The sequence below is a fragment of the Agrobacterium sp. Ap1 genome, assembly GCF_017313375.1.
Classification (GTDB): Bacteria; Pseudomonadota; Alphaproteobacteria; order Rhizobiales; family Rhizobiaceae; genus Neorhizobium; species Neorhizobium cellulosilyticum.
The window spans coordinates 24,388-39,367 of record NZ_JAFLMY010000007.1 but is presented as its reverse complement, the minus strand read 5'-3'; the positions used below and the strand labels follow the sequence as shown (position 1 = coordinate 39,367).

At 58.7% G+C, this 14,980-nt stretch carries 14 protein-coding genes; 3 read left to right on the top strand and 11 right to left on the bottom strand.

The genetic code is table 11. From position 1 onward, the window contains the following. The first annotated feature begins 86 nt into the window (after positions 1–86). On the top strand, positions 87–983 hold the full coding sequence (locus JZX87_RS15460) for a LysR family transcriptional regulator (protein ID WP_148146809.1): 897 nt from the start codon (positions 87–89) through the stop codon (positions 981–983). Positions 984–1,068: 85 nt separating this feature from the next. Here the strand turns inward: JZX87_RS15460 and JZX87_RS15455 are convergent, their stop codons facing one another. The 7 genes from JZX87_RS15455 to JZX87_RS15425 form a co-directional block, all read right to left on the bottom strand. Further along, positions 1,069–1,830: an ABC transporter ATP-binding protein gene (locus tag JZX87_RS15455; protein WP_148146808.1), complete on the bottom strand. Its 762-nt coding sequence runs from the start codon at positions 1,828–1,830 to the stop codon at positions 1,069–1,071. Beyond that, complete coding sequence (locus tag JZX87_RS15450; protein ID WP_148146806.1) at positions 1,827–2,666, bottom strand: ABC transporter ATP-binding protein; 840 nt, start codon at positions 2,664–2,666, stop codon at positions 1,827–1,829. Before JZX87_RS15450 ends, JZX87_RS15455 begins: the two co-directional genes overlap by 4 nt. A gap of 3 nt (positions 2,667–2,669) precedes the next feature. Beyond that, positions 2,670–3,557 (bottom strand): ABC transporter permease, encoded by an 888-nt coding sequence (locus tag JZX87_RS15445; RefSeq protein ID WP_148146804.1) that lies wholly within the window; start codon positions 3,555–3,557, stop codon positions 2,670–2,672. Further along, entirely contained in the window at positions 3,557–4,579 is a 1,023-nt protein-coding gene (locus JZX87_RS15440) for an ABC transporter permease (RefSeq protein WP_148146802.1), read from the bottom strand. The genes JZX87_RS15445 and JZX87_RS15440 overlap by 1 nt, the downstream gene beginning before the upstream one ends. 105 nt (positions 4,580–4,684) lie before the next feature. Then, a complete protein-coding gene (locus tag JZX87_RS15435) occupies positions 4,685–4,999 on the bottom strand; it encodes a cupin domain-containing protein (RefSeq protein ID WP_183826480.1) in 315 nt (104 codons plus the stop codon). Positions 5,000–5,063: 64 nt separating this feature from the next. Beyond that, a complete protein-coding gene (locus JZX87_RS15430; RefSeq protein WP_148147062.1) occupies positions 5,064–5,810 on the bottom strand; it encodes a FadR/GntR family transcriptional regulator in 747 nt (248 codons plus the stop codon). Between the two features lie 499 nt (positions 5,811–6,309). Then, positions 6,310–7,017 carry a GntR family transcriptional regulator gene (locus JZX87_RS15425; RefSeq protein ID WP_206826605.1) on the bottom strand — a complete coding sequence of 236 codons (708 nt, stop codon included), beginning with the start codon at positions 7,015–7,017 and terminating at the stop codon, positions 6,310–6,312. Between the two features lie 539 nt (positions 7,018–7,556). Here JZX87_RS15425 and JZX87_RS15420 point away from each other — a divergent pair. Next, complete coding sequence (locus tag JZX87_RS15420) at positions 7,557–8,282, top strand: ribonuclease activity regulator RraA (RefSeq protein WP_148146797.1); 726 nt, start codon at positions 7,557–7,559, stop codon at positions 8,280–8,282. 74 nt (positions 8,283–8,356) lie between these two features. Continuing rightward, positions 8,357–9,871: an aldehyde dehydrogenase (NADP(+)) gene (locus tag JZX87_RS15415; protein ID WP_206826835.1), complete on the top strand. Its 1,515-nt coding sequence runs from the start codon at positions 8,357–8,359 to the stop codon at positions 9,869–9,871. Between the two features lie 148 nt (positions 9,872–10,019). Here the strand turns inward: JZX87_RS15415 and JZX87_RS15410 are convergent, their stop codons facing one another. The 4 genes from JZX87_RS15410 to JZX87_RS15395 all read right to left on the bottom strand — a co-directional run bounded on the left by JZX87_RS15410 (position 10,020) and on the right by JZX87_RS15395 (position 14,934). Continuing rightward, positions 10,020–11,498 (bottom strand): FAD-binding oxidoreductase, encoded by a 1,479-nt coding sequence (locus JZX87_RS15410; RefSeq protein ID WP_206826604.1) that lies wholly within the window; start codon positions 11,496–11,498, stop codon positions 10,020–10,022. 71 nt (positions 11,499–11,569) lie between these two features. Next, complete coding sequence (gene speB, locus JZX87_RS15405; RefSeq protein WP_148146794.1) at positions 11,570–12,628, bottom strand: agmatinase; 1,059 nt, start codon at positions 12,626–12,628, stop codon at positions 11,570–11,572. A 27-nt stretch (positions 12,629–12,655) separates the two neighbouring features. Beyond that, positions 12,656–13,531, bottom strand: coding sequence for a polysaccharide deacetylase family protein (locus JZX87_RS15400; RefSeq protein ID WP_183685552.1), 876 nt, complete (start codon positions 13,529–13,531; stop codon positions 12,656–12,658). An 11-nt stretch (positions 13,532–13,542) separates the two neighbouring features. Beyond that, entirely contained in the window at positions 13,543–14,934 is a 1,392-nt protein-coding gene (locus JZX87_RS15395; protein WP_148146790.1) for an MmgE/PrpD family protein, read from the bottom strand. Positions 14,935–14,980: the final 46 nt, after the last annotated feature.

Sequence of the window (14,980 nt, the reverse complement as noted above, 5' to 3'; positions counted from 1 at the left end):
AAGAACGCGTGCAGGCTATGACACACGCAACCGATAAGATACTCTGCCGATCGGAAAGCTGCCCTCTCAAATTCCGGAAGGTTTAGATGGACCGTTTCGAAGCAATGTCGGTTCTGCTCGCCGTGGTCGAGGCTGGCAGCCTCTCGGCCGGCGCGCGGCGATTGCGTTCACCGCTCGCCACGGTCAGCCGCAAGGTCGCCGATCTTGAAAAGCATCTCGGCGTGCGGCTGGTTCTGCGCACCCGCAGCGGCCTCGCCCTGACGGAAGAAGGCCGCGCCTTCGTCGCCGCGTCCCGGAGCATTCTCGAGGCGCTGGATGCCGCAGAGAAACAGGCCGGCAGCGATCATGGCGCTCTGCGCGGCGGGCTGCACGTGACGGCTCCGATTGCCTTTGGCGAGCGCCACCTTCTGCCGATCGCACTGGAATTCCTCAAGGAACAACCCGAAATCGACCTGCGCCTGACCCTGGCCGACCGGCAGCTTAGCCTCGCCGAAGAGCATGTTGATGTGGCCCTTCGGATTGGGCATCTGGCGGACAGCGCACTGATCGCGACGCGTGTGGGCGCCGTGCGTCGGGTGATCTGCGCCAGCCCCGACTATCTTGCCCGCCGGGGTGTGCCGCGCCGGCCGGAAGACCTCGCCCGGCATGACGGCATAAGCTTTCAGGGGTTCGCGACCTCTCCGGAATGGCGTTATCGCCGCGATGGCGCCGCCTTCACCATAGAGCCGCGCTCGAAGCTCTCCGTCAACACGACGGAGGCTGCCATTCAGGCGGCGCTGGCCGGTATCGGCATCATTCGCGTGCTTTCCTACCAAATCTCCGATGAGTTGCGCTCCGGCGCACTGCAAGAGTTACTGACGGAGTTTGCGCCAGAACCCCTGCCGGTCAACGTGATCCATCACCCAGCAGACCCCATGCCGCAAAAGGTGCGATGCTTCCTCGACTGGATCTCTCCCCGCCTGCGCGCGCAGATGGCTCTGTAATTCTCATTCCCCTCTCCTCCAGCCAAAAAAAGAGCCCGGCACTCAAGGCCGGGCCAGGGAGGAGTTTTTTTAACCGCACTGCCTGTCAGACATGCCCTTCATATTCCAGAGACGCGCCGATCAGCTCGCGGGAATAGGGATGAACCGCCTCGCAGCCTGGGATCGCCTCGCGCGGCAATATCTCGGTAATCTCACCGCGCAGCATCACGGCGAACCGGTCGCACATGTGATCGACCACCGCCAGATCATGCGTCACCATGATGTAGGTGAATCCGTGTTCTTCGCGCAGGCGCTGCAAAAGGTTGAGGATTTCCGCCTGCACGGAAACATCGAGAGCCGATGTCGGCTCGTCCAGAAGCAGCAGCGAAGGCTCGAGGATCAGCGCCCGCGCAATTGCGACACGCTGGCGCTGCCCGCCGGAAAGCTGATGCGGAAAACGATCGAGAAAGGACCCGGGCAGTCCGACATCGGACAGCACCTTCTGCATCCGCTCCTCGTGATTTGTGAGCTTGTGGATTCTCAGCGGCTCCGAAAGCACGGTTCTTACCGACTGGCGCGGATGCAGCGAACCGTAGGGATCCTGGAAAACCATCTGCAGCGTGCGGCAGCGTTCGATGAGCGGCATGTCGCGCACGGACTTTCCGTTGATCAGGATCTCTCCCTTCCAGAAGTCGGTCAGCATCGAGATGCAGCGCAGCACGGTGGATTTGCCCGATCCGCTTTCGCCCACCAGGCCGAAACATTCTCCCGGCTCCACCAGGAAGGATATGTCGGGAAGGACCTTGAGCGCTGTTGGCCCGTGGCCGAAAGTAATGGAGAGATTGCGTGTCTCGACTGATACCGTCATCGGGAAACCTCCTCCAGCCATTCGGGGCGGCGGTCCAGCACCGCCAGCGGCGCACGCGCGCCGCCGATGCGCGGCTGGGCCGCAATAAGACCCCGCGTATAGGGGTGTTGCGCCTTGTCGAGGTCGCGGGCGGCAAGCGTTTCCACCACGCGACCCGCATACATGATCAGCACCCGGTCGCAGAAATTGCGCACCAGGTTGAGATCGTGGCTGATCATGATCAGACCGATCCCGCGATCCCGCACCAGGCCGTCGAGAATGTTCAGCACCTGCAGCCGCACCGTAACGTCCAGCGCCGAGGTCGGCTCGTCGGCGATGACCACATCCGGATCGGCAAGCAGCATCATCGCGATCATTACGCGCTGGCCCATGCCGCCGGAAATCTCGTGCGGATATTGCTCGCAGACACGCTCAGGATCGCGGATCTTGACCGCTTCCAGCATGGCGATCGCCTTTTGAAGGGCATCCTTCCGGCTGCATTTGAAGTGGCGCAGATAGGTCTCGGCCACCTGGTCGCCGACCTTGCGGATCGGATTGAGCGAAAACTTCGGATCCTGCAGGATCATCGACATGCGCCGCCCGCGCACGCCGAGCATCTGTTCTTCCGTCAGCGATAGCAGTTCGACATCTTCGAACCGCATCTTGTCGGCGGTAATCTTGGCCGACGGGAGCAGTCTCAGCAGCCCTCGGCCAACGGTGGACTTGCCCGAACCGCTTTCGCCAACAATGCCCAGCCGCTCGCGCCCGAGCGTGAAGGACACGCCGCGCACGGCATCGGTCGGAGCACCGCCGTAACGGATGTGAAGATTTTCAACGTCGAGGATTGGACGGGTCATGGCCTACCTCCGGTTCATCTGCTTGGGATCAAGCGCATCGCGCAGTCCGTCGCCAAGTAGGTTGAAGGCGAGGCTGACGCACAGGATGGCGACGCCCGGAAAGGTAACCAGCCACCAGCTGTCGAGCATGTAACGACGCCCCGTGGCAATCATCGCCCCCCATTCCGGCAGCGGCGGCTGTGCGCCGAGGCCGAGAAAGCCGAGACCGGCCGCCGTCAGGATGACGGTCGCCATGTTGAGCGTCAGGCGGATCAGCACCGAAGGCAGACACATGGGCACGATCGACTTGACGATGATGCGGGTCGGTGAAGCCCCCTGAAGGCGTGCAGCGGCAATGTAGTCCGCATTGCGAAAAGTCATCGCCTCGGCGCGCGCAAGCCGGGCGATCGGCGGCCAGGATGTCAGCGCGATGGCGATGATCGCGTTGTTGAGGCTCGGGCCGAGTGCAGCGACGAAGGCCAGCGACAGGATCAGGCTCGGGAAGGACAGGAAAATGTCGGTGATGCGCATCATCACCGTGTCGAAGCGACCACCCAGATAACCCGAGGCCGCACCGACGGCGAGCCCGATAGGCCCGACGACGATCGACACCAGGAAGATGATCGTCAGCGTGATGCGGGATCCCCAGACCAGACGGCTGAAGATGTCGCGGCCGAGTTCGTCGGTCCCGAACAGATGCCCGTTGCCGGGCGCCTGAAGCGTGTTGGCGAGATCCTGCGCATAGGGATCATGCGTTGCGATGAGCGGCGCGAAGATGGCGACCAGGATCAGCAGCGCGAGCACGGCAAGGCCGAAAAGCGAGGTCGGGCTCTTCATCAGGAAGAGAACGATGTTGCGCAGGGCATTGACCGAGGCCGGCACGCGCAGCTTGGAAGCGGTTGTGACTGACATCAGCGGGTCCTCGGATCGAACAGACGGTAAAGCATGTCGGAAAGCAGGTTGAGCGCGATGAAGATGACGCCGACGATCAGCACGCAGGTCATCACGGCATTCATGTCGCCGATGATCAGGTTGCTGGTCAGGTATTGCCCGAAGCCCGGCCAGGCGAATACCGTTTCGATCAGCACCGCGCCTTCCAGAAGCGAACCATAGGCAAGCGCCACGATGGTGACGAGCTGCACGCGGATATTGACGAACGCATGACGCCATATGGTCTGGTGTTTCGACAGTCCTTTCACGCGGGCGGTCGTGATGTATTCCTGCCCGAGTTGGTCGAGCATGAAACTGCGCGTCATGCGCGTGATATAGGCGGACGAAGAGTAACCGAGCAGCGACGCCGGCAGGATCAGGTGGTTCACCGCCGACCAGAAGACGTCCATCTCGCCCGCAAGCAGGCTGTCGATCAACAGGAAGCCGGTCGTTTCAGGAACAAGGCCGATATAGAACTGGTCCATGCGGCCACTGCCCCCGACAAGGTCGAGCTTCGCATAAAGTACGATGAGCGCGATCATGCCGGTCCAGAAGATCGGCATCGAATGGCCGAAGAGGCTGAGCACGCGCACAAGGTGGTCAGGCCAGCGGTCCTTGTTGACCGCAGCGATGACCCCCATCGGCACGCCAAGGCCAGCACCGATCAGAATGGCGAAGGTCGCCAGCTCCATCGTTGCTGGCATGACATGCAGGATGTCCTGGATGACCGGCTGGCCGGTGCGGATCGACGTGCCGAAATTGCCTGTCAGCACGTCGCCGAGATAGTAGAAGAACTGTTCCCACAGCGGCCGATCGAGACCGAGCGAGCGGAAAACTTGCTCATAGGTCTCGCGGGTCGCGTCCTCGCCGACCATGGCGCGCACGGGATCCGCAGGCATCATCCGGCCAATGATGAAGGTAAGTACGAGCAGCCCGAGCAAAGTCACCAGAATGGTACCGATTTGCCCTAAAGCGCCCTGCATTGAGGGGCGTCTTGTCGACATGTATCCTCCGTATGTCGGCCGCCGGTCATCGGCGGAGACAGGCTCCCATCCTGTCAGACAACTTAATGAAAGTTGTCACATGCTGTTCGTACTGTCAAGCACTGATCAGAGGAAGTCTTCGCGCCGAGGCGTAAAGCAGTCAATCAACTCGCCTTCTTCAAGGCACTCGCAGCCATGCGTGACATTGCCGGGAATGACGAGACTGTCACCCGCAGCCAGCTCATAAGCTTCGTTTCCACGGATAAACCGAAAGCGACCACGAGCGACATAGGTCGACTGCACGTGTGGATGGCTGTGCAACTTGCCCTCGGCCCCAGCCTCGAAGCGAAACGACACAACCATCAGCTCAGGCGCTTCGGAAAGGACCTGCCGCTGGACACCCTTATCGGGCGATATGATGGGAAAAACAGGTAGAGACATGAAACCTCACTGACAACAATCACAATGTCACCATATAAGGTTTAACTTCTGTATGACAACACGTCTATGCCGAAGTGACTACGTCGTCCATGGGCAAGGTTCTCGCACGCAGCAGAGCCTTGTAACGCTCCAGGCTTCCACGCAGGTGGGCGCGCATGTGCTCGCGCGCGGCATCGGCATCACCTTCAATGATGGCATCGACAATTCGCGCATGCTCTTCCTGCAGATGAAGATTATAATCCTTTGGACGGGATCCCGGCGCAGCCCCCTGAAGCTCTCCGCGAGGAATGATCCCTGAACGGATCAACTGAAGAAACTCGGGAAACCGCCGGTTTTGCGTTGCCTGGGCAATAGCCAGATGCAGGCCGAAATCCGCATCGCGGGTTGGTGTTCCGTTTGCAAGGCAGATCCTGACCTGATTATGCGCCTCGAGTATGGCTTCGATCTGAGCGGCCGAACGCCGCGCCGCCGCCAGTGCAGCGGCCTCAACTTCAAAAACCGTTCGCAATTCGAGCAGCTCGATGACCGACGAGATACGCTCGGTTTTCAGATCTTTGAACGGGCGTTCCTCTTCGCGCCTGGCCTCGAGCGCAAAAACCCCCGCCCCTTTACGCGCCTGAACGAGACCGTCTGCACGTAGAATGGCGATCGCTTCGCGCACGACTGTTCGGCTGACGGAATATTGCTTGGCAAGTGCGTTTTCACTGGGCAGCCGGTCACCAGCTTGAAATACACCGCTCGTCAGTTGCTTGCGGAGATCCGAACTGATCCTTGATGCGTGGGATGTATCCAGTCCAGCTGTCGCGGTAATGTCTTCCAATATCGCCTCGCTATTACCAACCTGTCAGGCACGTTCGATTAGCTATCGCAGGAGTTCGTTCTAGCTGCAAGCAAGATGTTTTCTCCGAACGACTTCGGAACAGACGACATTGGACTTCAACGACCGAGAAGGTTCCGAGATATCCCCGCATCGACAGAACTGTCGCTGGCGTCGTCAAAAGCTGAAAGACAAGCTGCTCCGACAGACATCGAGGCAGTCGAACCGATCCAGATGGCGATCGTCAGAAGGATCTGGCCATGCGTAGCGCCGAAATCCAGAACCTATTGGCATCGCGTGCATCGGTCTTACGTGCTGTAACGGACAGGCGTGAAGCAATTTTCCGTTGATCGAGAACCGCCCCAGGAACCGGGATCAAGGTTCAATCGGGATGTGGCTTACACTTGTTTCGGGCTAGCTTTCCACCGCATCAGCCGACACCCCGAAGGTATTTTCTCTATAAAGCTAATTATGACCGGTCATTGAGAACGTCCTAGCTCCGAGACAGGACTTCCTCGATATATTCTGGAAATTCGGCGCTGATCACATCGATAATCGATAGTGTTCCCGAAAGATGCTTGCGCAAGGCCTCGGCTGCTGAATTCGGATCCCCAGACGCAATGGCATCGATAATTGCCTGATGGTCTGCGAGAACTGTTTCCATCTTACCCGGCATTGGCAAATGAAGCCGTCGAAGCCTGTCAAGATGCACGCTCTGCCTGCGGACATTCGCCCAAAGCTGCGCAATACCGGCCTTCTCATAGAGCCGTCGATGGAACTCACGATCGATTGCATCGAACTTGTCATAAGTCACGGGGCTTGCCACAGCTCTCTGCCGTGACAAAATCTCGCGCAATTCATCGGCCGTTTCCATGGGAGCGCTGCCGGTCAGTCGCCGCACGGCCTCAAGCTCAATGGACAGCCGTAGAAATTGCGCCTGCCTCGCGTGATCGACATCAATCTTGGCGACAACCGTTGCATATTGCGGATAAACTTCGACAAGTCCCTCCTCCTGCAGACGCATCAGCGAATCGCGAACAGGCGTCTGACTCACGCCGAATTCCAGCTGGAGTGAGGCCCGAGAAAGTACCGTGCCCGGCACAAGCTCAACTTTCAGGATCCGTTCGCGCAAGATCTCATGCACCTGCAGTGCCACCGGCCTAGAACGGTCCAATTGACCACGCCTGATAACGTCACCCATTTATCGTTTCCATTAACCCCAATAACGCCAGCACATCTAGAACATAAATCTCGCTTTGATGCACTGATGTTTTAGTGCTTCAATGTATTTATTCGCTTTGGGAGTAACGCGAAGCCAGGGCAAGCGCCCATCATTTTCGGGAGGATAGTTCTGCGATTGTTCATCAGCGGCGTAACTGCAATTGCTAGGGTGATGGGACCGGCTTGTCCGAGCATGGCGCGGGAAAAGACGAGTATCGATCACCCGTCAACCTGGCATTCTGGATCTCGCAAGCCATGGGATGGAGACACAGAAACTCATCGAGAAACAAACCGCCGAGGAACGGCTCGAAGGCGTTACCGTCGAGGGGCGCACGGCGCTGCTGACCGTAATGGCGATCGCATTTCGAGGTCTTTTCGCGCAGTGGCAACCGGCTCGGCGGCACGACGGAATGCTCTTGCCATAGACTCATTGCCATTGGAGCACTAATGCATCAGTATATCTTTGGCAGAGAGAAATGAGTTGCGCACCTGGCGAACCTGATATCTTTTGAGGACATCATGACAGACTATATCCTTTCCGAGGCGACACGCGCCAAATTCAAGAAAATCTCCACGGCATCGATTGCGACCGCGCTCTACAAGCGCGGGCTGCGAAACCAGTTCATTCAGGGTGTCATTCCGGTTTCTCCAAAAGCCGAAAACATGGTTGGCCAGGCTTTCACGTTGCGATACATCCCTGCACGCGAGGACCGCAATCCAATCACCGTCTTTCGTGATCCCCAGCATCCCCAACGCGTCGCAATGGAAACCTGCCCTCCAGGCTGGGTCCTGGTAATGGACGCGCGCAAGGACGCACGAGCTGCAACTGCTGGATCTATTCTTATCACCCGCCTGGCGCTTCGCGGCGCTGCCGGGGTCGTTTCAGACGGTGGTTTTCGCGATGCCAACGGCATAGGCGAACTGGACATGCCGGCCTATTATGCCAAGCCCTCTGCACCAACCAACCTGACGCTGCATGAAGCCTTGGACATCAATGTGCCGATTTCGTGCGGCGACGCCCCTGTTTTTCCAGGGGACGTGCTGGTCGGAGATCGCGATGGCGTTATGGTCATTCCGGCGCATCTGGCAGATGAGCTCGCTGACGAATGCACCGGAATGGAAAGCTACGAGGATTTTGTTCTTGAACAGGTCAAAGCCGGTGATGCGATCATCGGCCTATACCCTCAAACAAAGGACGAATACCGAGAAAAATATGAGGCTTGGCGCAAGAAACACGGACGCTGAGCGACCACAGCGTACAGACTTAAAACCTGCGCGCTCAATCTTTAGCATCATGATTTCAATGAACTGGAGTGAAAATCGTGTTTAAACCACATGGCCAGCATCTGGTCGCCGGAGAATGGGTAGCAACAGCCGAAACCTTCTCCAACGATCCGGCACATGGCGAGATATCTAATTTTTCGGTCGGAACAGTAGATCTGGTCAACCGCGCTTGCGCGGCCGCAGAAGAGGCATTCTGGTCCTACGGCTATACCAGCAGGGCGCAACGCGCGGCCTTTCTCAACGCGATCGCGGACGAGATCGAGGCGCGCGCCGAAGCGATAACCGAAATCGGTAGTGCCGAAACCGGTTTGCCTGCCGCCCGCCTGCAGGGTGAGCGAGGTCGAACGACTGGACAATTGAGGCTTTTCGCCGACCATATCCTCAAGGGCGATTATCTCGATCGCCGACATGACGAGGCTCAGCCGGATCGCAAACCTGCACCTCGACCGGAAATACGGCTGATGCAACGTCCAGTTGGGCCGGTCGCCGTATTTGGCGCATCAAACTTTCCTTTGGCGTTTTCCACAGCCGGCGGCGATACGGCTGCAGCGCTTGCCGCGGGTTGCCCCGTTGTGGTCAAAGCCCATTCGGCGCATCCAGGCACCAGCGAGATCGTCGCAGAGGCCATTTTTGCCGCCATCAAAAGCTGCGGCATTCATCCGGGAACCTTCTCGCTTATCCAGGGCGGCAAGCGGGACGTCGGCCACGCTCTGGTCAAAAACCCGTTCATCAAGGCTGTCGGCTTCACCGGCTCACTCGCGGGCGGTAGAGCATTGTTCGATCTTTGCGCACAGCGCCCCGAACCGATCCCGTTCTTTGGTGAACTCGGATCGGTCAACCCGATGTTCGTACTTCCAGGCGCGCTGAAGGAGAAGGCAACAGAACTTGCGGCCGGTTGGGCGGGATCGCTTGTCATGGGAGCCGGGCAATTCTGCACCAATCCGGGCATCGCGATCGTTCCTCGCGGCAGCGAAGGCGATGCTTTCGTCGCGGCAACGGCCGAAGCTCTTGCCAAGACCGCCCCGCAAACCATGCTGACGTCAGGGATAGCGCAGGCATATCACGACGGAAAGGCGCGCTTTGATGGCCGCAATTCCGTTCGCTCAGTGCTTGCAACCGAAAGCACCGGACGTGAATGCCGCCCAAATCTCTACGAGGTGCAGGCCGAGGCATTCATCGAAGATCATGCTCTATCCGAGGAAGTCTTCGGCCCGCTTGGCCTTGTCGTGCGCGTCGCTTCGGCTGATGAAATGCCTGCATTGGCAAAGAATTTCGAGGGCCAGCTTACGGCCACAATGCAGATGGCGGATGAAGACACCGCTCTTGCTCGGAATTTGCTTCCTATCCTTGAGCGCAAGGCGGGACGGGTTCTGGTCAACGGTTTTCCAACGGGCGTCGAGGTCGTGGACTCCATGGTTCACGGCGGTCCTTATCCCGCTAGCACCAATTTCGGCGCAACCTCGGTCGGAACCATGTCTATCCGACGGTTTCTGCGGCCCGTGAGCTATCAGAACATTCCGGCCGGCGTCCTGCCGGACGATCTGGCTTGATAAAATCGAGGCCCCGATCGCATTGATACGCATCGGGGCCGCGGTTTTGCCGGCATTCTAAAGAATGCTGTGACCCAATCTATCCGAACAAAAATCAAAGCGCTTGTTTTTGCGCGCTCATGATCCGTGCGGAAATGTTGTTTGTCACCTAGGTCTTGCACGCGCTAAACGCGCCATTTTCGATTGTCAGAACCTTGCCCAAATTGAGCGTCGACTTCGGGTCCAAGGCTGCTTTCATCGTCAGCATGAGATCATGTTCCACTTGGCTGCGATATTGGGCGACCGCACCGTTTTTCACAAAACCCAACCCATGCTCGGCAGACATGGAGCCGTTCATCGACAGCGCCATGGTGTGAATGATGGATTGGATTTCATTGCTACGGCTAAGAAATTGCTCAGAGTCAGAACCCAGCGGTTGCAGCAGGCCAAAATGGATATTTCCATCTCCAAGATGGCCGAAGGCAATAACGCGTCCCATTGGAACAAGTGCGAGCACGGCACGCGAACAGGCATCCATGAATGCCGGAACGGCGGAAAGAGGCAAGGAGATATCTGTGGTGATCACAGCCCCTTCCATGAAGTCCGCCTCCGCTAATCCTTCGCGCAGTGCCCAGAAATCCCTGTTTTGCTGGATGGACTGGGCAATCGCCGCATCGACGACCAACTCTGATTCAAACGCTTGAGACAGAATGGTTTCGAACAGTTCGCGAACTCTCTCCTCTCCGTCATTCGATCTGAACTCAATCAGCAATTGCCAGTCCTGTAGCTCCCCGAGTGGAAAGCGGGTTGATGGAAAATGCTTGAACACAAGTTCGAGCCCGGCGCGTGGCATCAGTTCGAAAGTGGTGAGGCTTTCACCTCCGTGCTTCTTGCACAGGATTAGAAGATCAAGCGCAGACTGCAGAGACGAAACGGTGCAGACTGCTGCGACAGCCCTGCTGGGCATGGGGAAAAGTTTAAGAACGGCTCCTGTGACGATGCCGAGCGTTCCTTCGCTGCCGATGAAGAGATGCTTGAGATCATAGCCCGTGTTATCCTTGCGAAGCGCCCGCATTCCATCAAGAATGCGACCGTCCGCGAGTACGACTTCGAGACCGAGAACGAGGTCGCGCATGTTGCCGTAACGCAACACATTCGTTCCGCCCGCATTGCTGGCAATATTGCCGCCGATCTGGCAGCTGCCTTCCGATCCGAGCTTTAAGGGGAATAGTCGATCTGCCTGCTCGGCTGCCTGCTGTACGGAGGCAAGCGTGCAGCCGGCATCGACTGAAATCGTGTCGTTGAACATATCGATGCCACGGATACGATTGAGCCTGGACAGGTTGACGATGATCTCGTCACCCTGACCTGTCGGAATGGAACCGCAGGCCAGCGAGGTATTCCCGCCTTGCGGCACGATCTTCAGCCCGTTGTCGTTGCAGATCCTTGCTATCTCCGAGACTTCGAAGGTGGTTGACGGTTTCAGGACAAGGAGAGGATCGGCAAAAAAGCGTCCGACCCAGTCGGTCGCATGGCTTCGGCGCTCGGCTTCGTCGGCCTTCCAGCCTTGCGCGCCAACGACCTGCTTGAGGCTTTCGATGACCGAAGCTGTAGGGCTGGTTGAGGGCGTGGATATGGGATCGGCCATTATCTTCTGTGTTGTTTAGAGCATGTCTCCCGAAGCAGGAATCCGCTTCGGGAGACATGCTTCAACGATGATCAGGACCGCGGCGAAACAGCCGGGCTAAATCGGATCAGGCTCAGAATTTCAAAAAGCATCTGTGCACCATTATGGGCCGTATTCGTGGTTGCATCGTATTGCGGTGCGACTTCCACGACGTCGCCGCCGACAAAGTTCAGGCCCTTCAGTCCATGCAGGATATCGAGCGCCTGACGGTTGGTCAGGCCGCCGATTTCCGGTGTGCCAGTGCCGGGAGCGAAGGCCGGATCGAGGCTGTCGATATCGAACGAGAGATAGGTCGGTCCGTCGCCAACGACTTCGCGTGCCTTTGCAATGACCGCCTCGATGCCCATCCTGCCGATTTCCTCGGCATGGATGACCGTCATGCCGCTCTCATAGGAAAATTCCCAGAGATATTCGGCGGCGCCGCGAATGCCGATCTGGATCACGCGGGTCGGATCAAGCACGCCGTCGAGAACAGCATTGCGGAAAGGTCCGCCGTGATGGAACTTCGTCAGGTCATAGGCACCGCCGGTATCGCAATGGGCATCGATATGGATCATGCCGACCGGTTTGTCACGACCAACAGCCTTGAGGATCGGGTGTGTGATGGAATGGTCGCCGCCGACGGCCAGCGGGATGACATTGGCATCGATGACCTTGTTGAAATGCGCCTCGATATCCTCGTGGCTCATTTCCAGCCGGTAACGGCTGCGGAACGGCACGTCACCGATATCGGCCACGTTGATCTCGAAAAGTGGTGCGGTTTTCAGCACGTGGTTATAAGGTCCGACACGCTCGATCGATCGCAAGGCGCGCGGCCCGAAACGAGAGCCAGGTCGATTGGTGACGCCAAGATCCATCGGAACGCCGATCAGCGCTACATCGAGATCGGAGAGATCCGGCTTTGCCGGATCGATCTGCCGGTAAGTCGCGTCGAGCAAGGTCGGGATGCCGCTGAACGGCGCTGCCCGTGTTCCGGAAGCCGAGAAAATGCGGTCGGCGACCGCGCGAAATTCCGGGTCGTGGATGCTTCCGCCATGGCCTTCGCCATATCGTTCGCGCAGACGCTTGAGCGCTTCTTCATCGAGAGCCATGGTCAAATCCTTCGCTATGCTAACTGTTTATCGGGCCGAAGCCGCCTCGAGCGTCTCGTAATGATCGGTGATCTCAGCTCCAGTGGCAATCCAGACGTCGCCCTTGTCGATGACGTGCTTGAGGAAATCGCGCAGGATATGCCAACGCATCGGCCGGCCCGAGACCTGCGGATGAAGCACGAGCGTGGTAACGCCACCCCAGGCATGGGTCGCCTCGAATTCGTCTTTCCACAGCTGGAGCACGGGATCGCGGCCGAAGAGCGGACGCGAGCTGGTGCGGCTCGACATACCGAAATTCCAGTCGTCGAACGCGAAATTGACGGGGATTTCAACAGGCCCGACCGCACCATCTGTGCCGGCGTGGCGATAGGGGAGAATGTCGTCGCGGAAAGAGCTGGAATAGCGAATTCCGGCCTTCTTCAGATAAGCGAGCAGTTCGGGAAAGTTTTCGCCGGATGGCGCGCGGTAGCCGACCGGGCGGATGCCGAGAGCCGATTTTAGCGCGTCAAAACCGCGGTCGATCTCTTCAAAGGCCTCATCGAGCTTGGTCCGGTCCGGAAGCTTGTGAAGGTAACCGTGATGGCCGATTTCGTGGCCGCCAGCGACCATCGCCTCGCATTGCGCTGGGTGGGCGAGTGCCGTCCAGCCGGGCGTGAAGAACGTGCCCTTCAGGTCCAGTTCCGCCATCAGTTCGAGTATCTTGGCGATGCCCACGCGCGCGTCGTAACCGCCATGCGATGTCGTGACCATCCGGTCGACATTGGAGGGATTGTTGCCGATCCAGGCGGTCTCGGCATCAACGTCGAAGCCGATGAACAAGGCGCTCTTTGCACCATTCGGCCAGATCATCTTCGGTGTCGCTGGAGCGGGGTTCAGCGGGCGTGGGGAAAGATCGAATGTCATCTCTTGAGCTTTCAACGGAAGGTGGGGATGCTGTCGGCATTGCCTGCCATCAGCGCTTCGATTTCAGAGCAGTCTTCGATTTGTTCGAGCGAGCCCAAGGTTTTCCACAAGACTTCGACTTGATCGGATGGCAGGCTCATCGCCACAAGTTCGCGGAACTTGGCTTCGACGACAGCTGCCTGCATTGGCCGCTCGGCGGAACCGGTCGCGCGGGGAACCATGCGATCGACCACCATGCCATCCTTGAACCGAAGCGTCACGACCGGCTCGGCCATCGGATCCATGGCCTCATCGACCGCAACATCAATCCGGTCCATCATCGCATGGACATCAGGATGGTGACGATGCTCTTCGGTATAAGCCTGCAGACCGGCCGTGCCGAATGTGCAGCGCGCCGCCAGCGCATAGGGAAGGCTCATCTGTGTCGGGGCCATCGCAGCGCCCACCTTGGCGCCGCACATGTCTTTGAGCATGGCGCTCATGCGAAGGTCGATATGCTGAATATCGGAGGCGTTTTGCCCGGTTTCCGACAGGAGGTCTTCAAGTGCATCAACGGCCGAATGCGCACCGCGGCAGGATGCATAAGGCTTCAGCACAGCTCGATTGACCTTCCAGACTTCGCCCAAGCCTTCGGCAAGCAATTCGGGCTGGCAGGCGGACTTGTTATAGGATTTGAAAAAACCACCCCATACATCATCGAAAACGCGGGATGGGCCGGCAAAGCCGTTTGAGGCCAGCAAGGCCGCGAGCAGGCCGCCTTCGGCAGCGCGGCCGGCGTGAAGCTTCTTCGCCTGCGAGCCGTCATGAATGAAGGCCCAAAGGCCGGAGGAAAAACTCGTGGCCAGAGTGATGGCATCCCGTGTCGCGGCTGCATCGAGACCGAGCAGGTTGGCGCATGCGGCCGCCGCTCCAATAGTGCCGCAGGTGCCGGTCGAGTGCCACCCGAGACTATTATGGGCATCATAACCGCCCGTCGCCTCCAGGACGCGTCGCCCGACATCATAGCCTGCGACCACAGCGGTGATCATCCGCTGGCCGTCCATTGGTCGACCTATCTCGTGCAACGCCGAGAACAGGGCCGGCAGCACCACGGCGCCGGAATGGTCGCAGCCGCCGGAATCGTCCAGCTCGAAAGCATGCGCGGCACAGCCGTTGAGAATTGCAGCGTCACGGGTCGAGGCAGCAAGACCGGTTCCCCACAACGGGACGGGACCGGCGGGTCGAAGTGACTTTACCGAAATGGCGAACTCGTTGGAGCGCGCGCCAGCCAGGGCGGCGCCCAGCGTATCGGCAACATGGATCTTGGCTTTGGCAACGACATTCGCCGGCAGGGCGTCATAGTCGAGAGAGGAAACGAAGCGGGCCAGCCTGTCGACCGGCGAGTCGGCGAGAGAACGGTTCATGGGATGCTCTGGAGATGCTCGACGAAGCGGCCATCTTCAAGGCAGA

Bases quoted from the DNA above. Each gene is read 5' to 3' on its own strand.
- JZX87_RS15460 (WP_148146809.1), top strand. From the start codon at position 87: ATGGACCGTTTCGAAGCAATGTCGGTTCTGCTCGCCGTGGTCGAGGCT.
- JZX87_RS15455 (WP_148146808.1), bottom strand. From the start codon at position 1,830: ATGACGGTATCAGTCGAGACACGCAATCTCTCCATTACTTTCGGCCAC.
- JZX87_RS15450 (WP_148146806.1), bottom strand. From the start codon at position 2,666: ATGACCCGTCCAATCCTCGACGTTGAAAATCTTCACATCCGTTACGGC.
- JZX87_RS15445 (WP_148146804.1), bottom strand. From the start codon at position 3,557: ATGTCAGTCACAACCGCTTCCAAGCTGCGCGTGCCGGCCTCGGTCAAT.
- JZX87_RS15440 (WP_148146802.1), bottom strand. From the start codon at position 4,579: ATGTCGACAAGACGCCCCTCAATGCAGGGCGCTTTAGGGCAAATCGGT.
- JZX87_RS15435 (WP_183826480.1), bottom strand. From the start codon at position 4,999: ATGTCTCTACCTGTTTTTCCCATCATATCGCCCGATAAGGGTGTCCAG.
- JZX87_RS15425 (WP_206826605.1), bottom strand. From the start codon at position 7,017: ATGGGTGACGTTATCAGGCGTGGTCAATTGGACCGTTCTAGGCCGGTG.
- JZX87_RS15420 (WP_148146797.1), top strand. From the start codon at position 7,557: ATGACAGACTATATCCTTTCCGAGGCGACACGCGCCAAATTCAAGAAA.
- JZX87_RS15410 (WP_206826604.1), bottom strand. From the start codon at position 11,498: ATGGCCGATCCCATATCCACGCCCTCAACCAGCCCTACAGCTTCGGTC.
- speB (WP_148146794.1), bottom strand. From the start codon at position 12,628: ATGGCTCTCGATGAAGAAGCGCTCAAGCGTCTGCGCGAACGATATGGC.
- JZX87_RS15400 (WP_183685552.1), bottom strand. From the start codon at position 13,531: ATGACATTCGATCTTTCCCCACGCCCGCTGAACCCCGCTCCAGCGACA.
- JZX87_RS15395 (WP_148146790.1), bottom strand. From the start codon at position 14,934: ATGAACCGTTCTCTCGCCGACTCGCCGGTCGACAGGCTGGCCCGCTTC.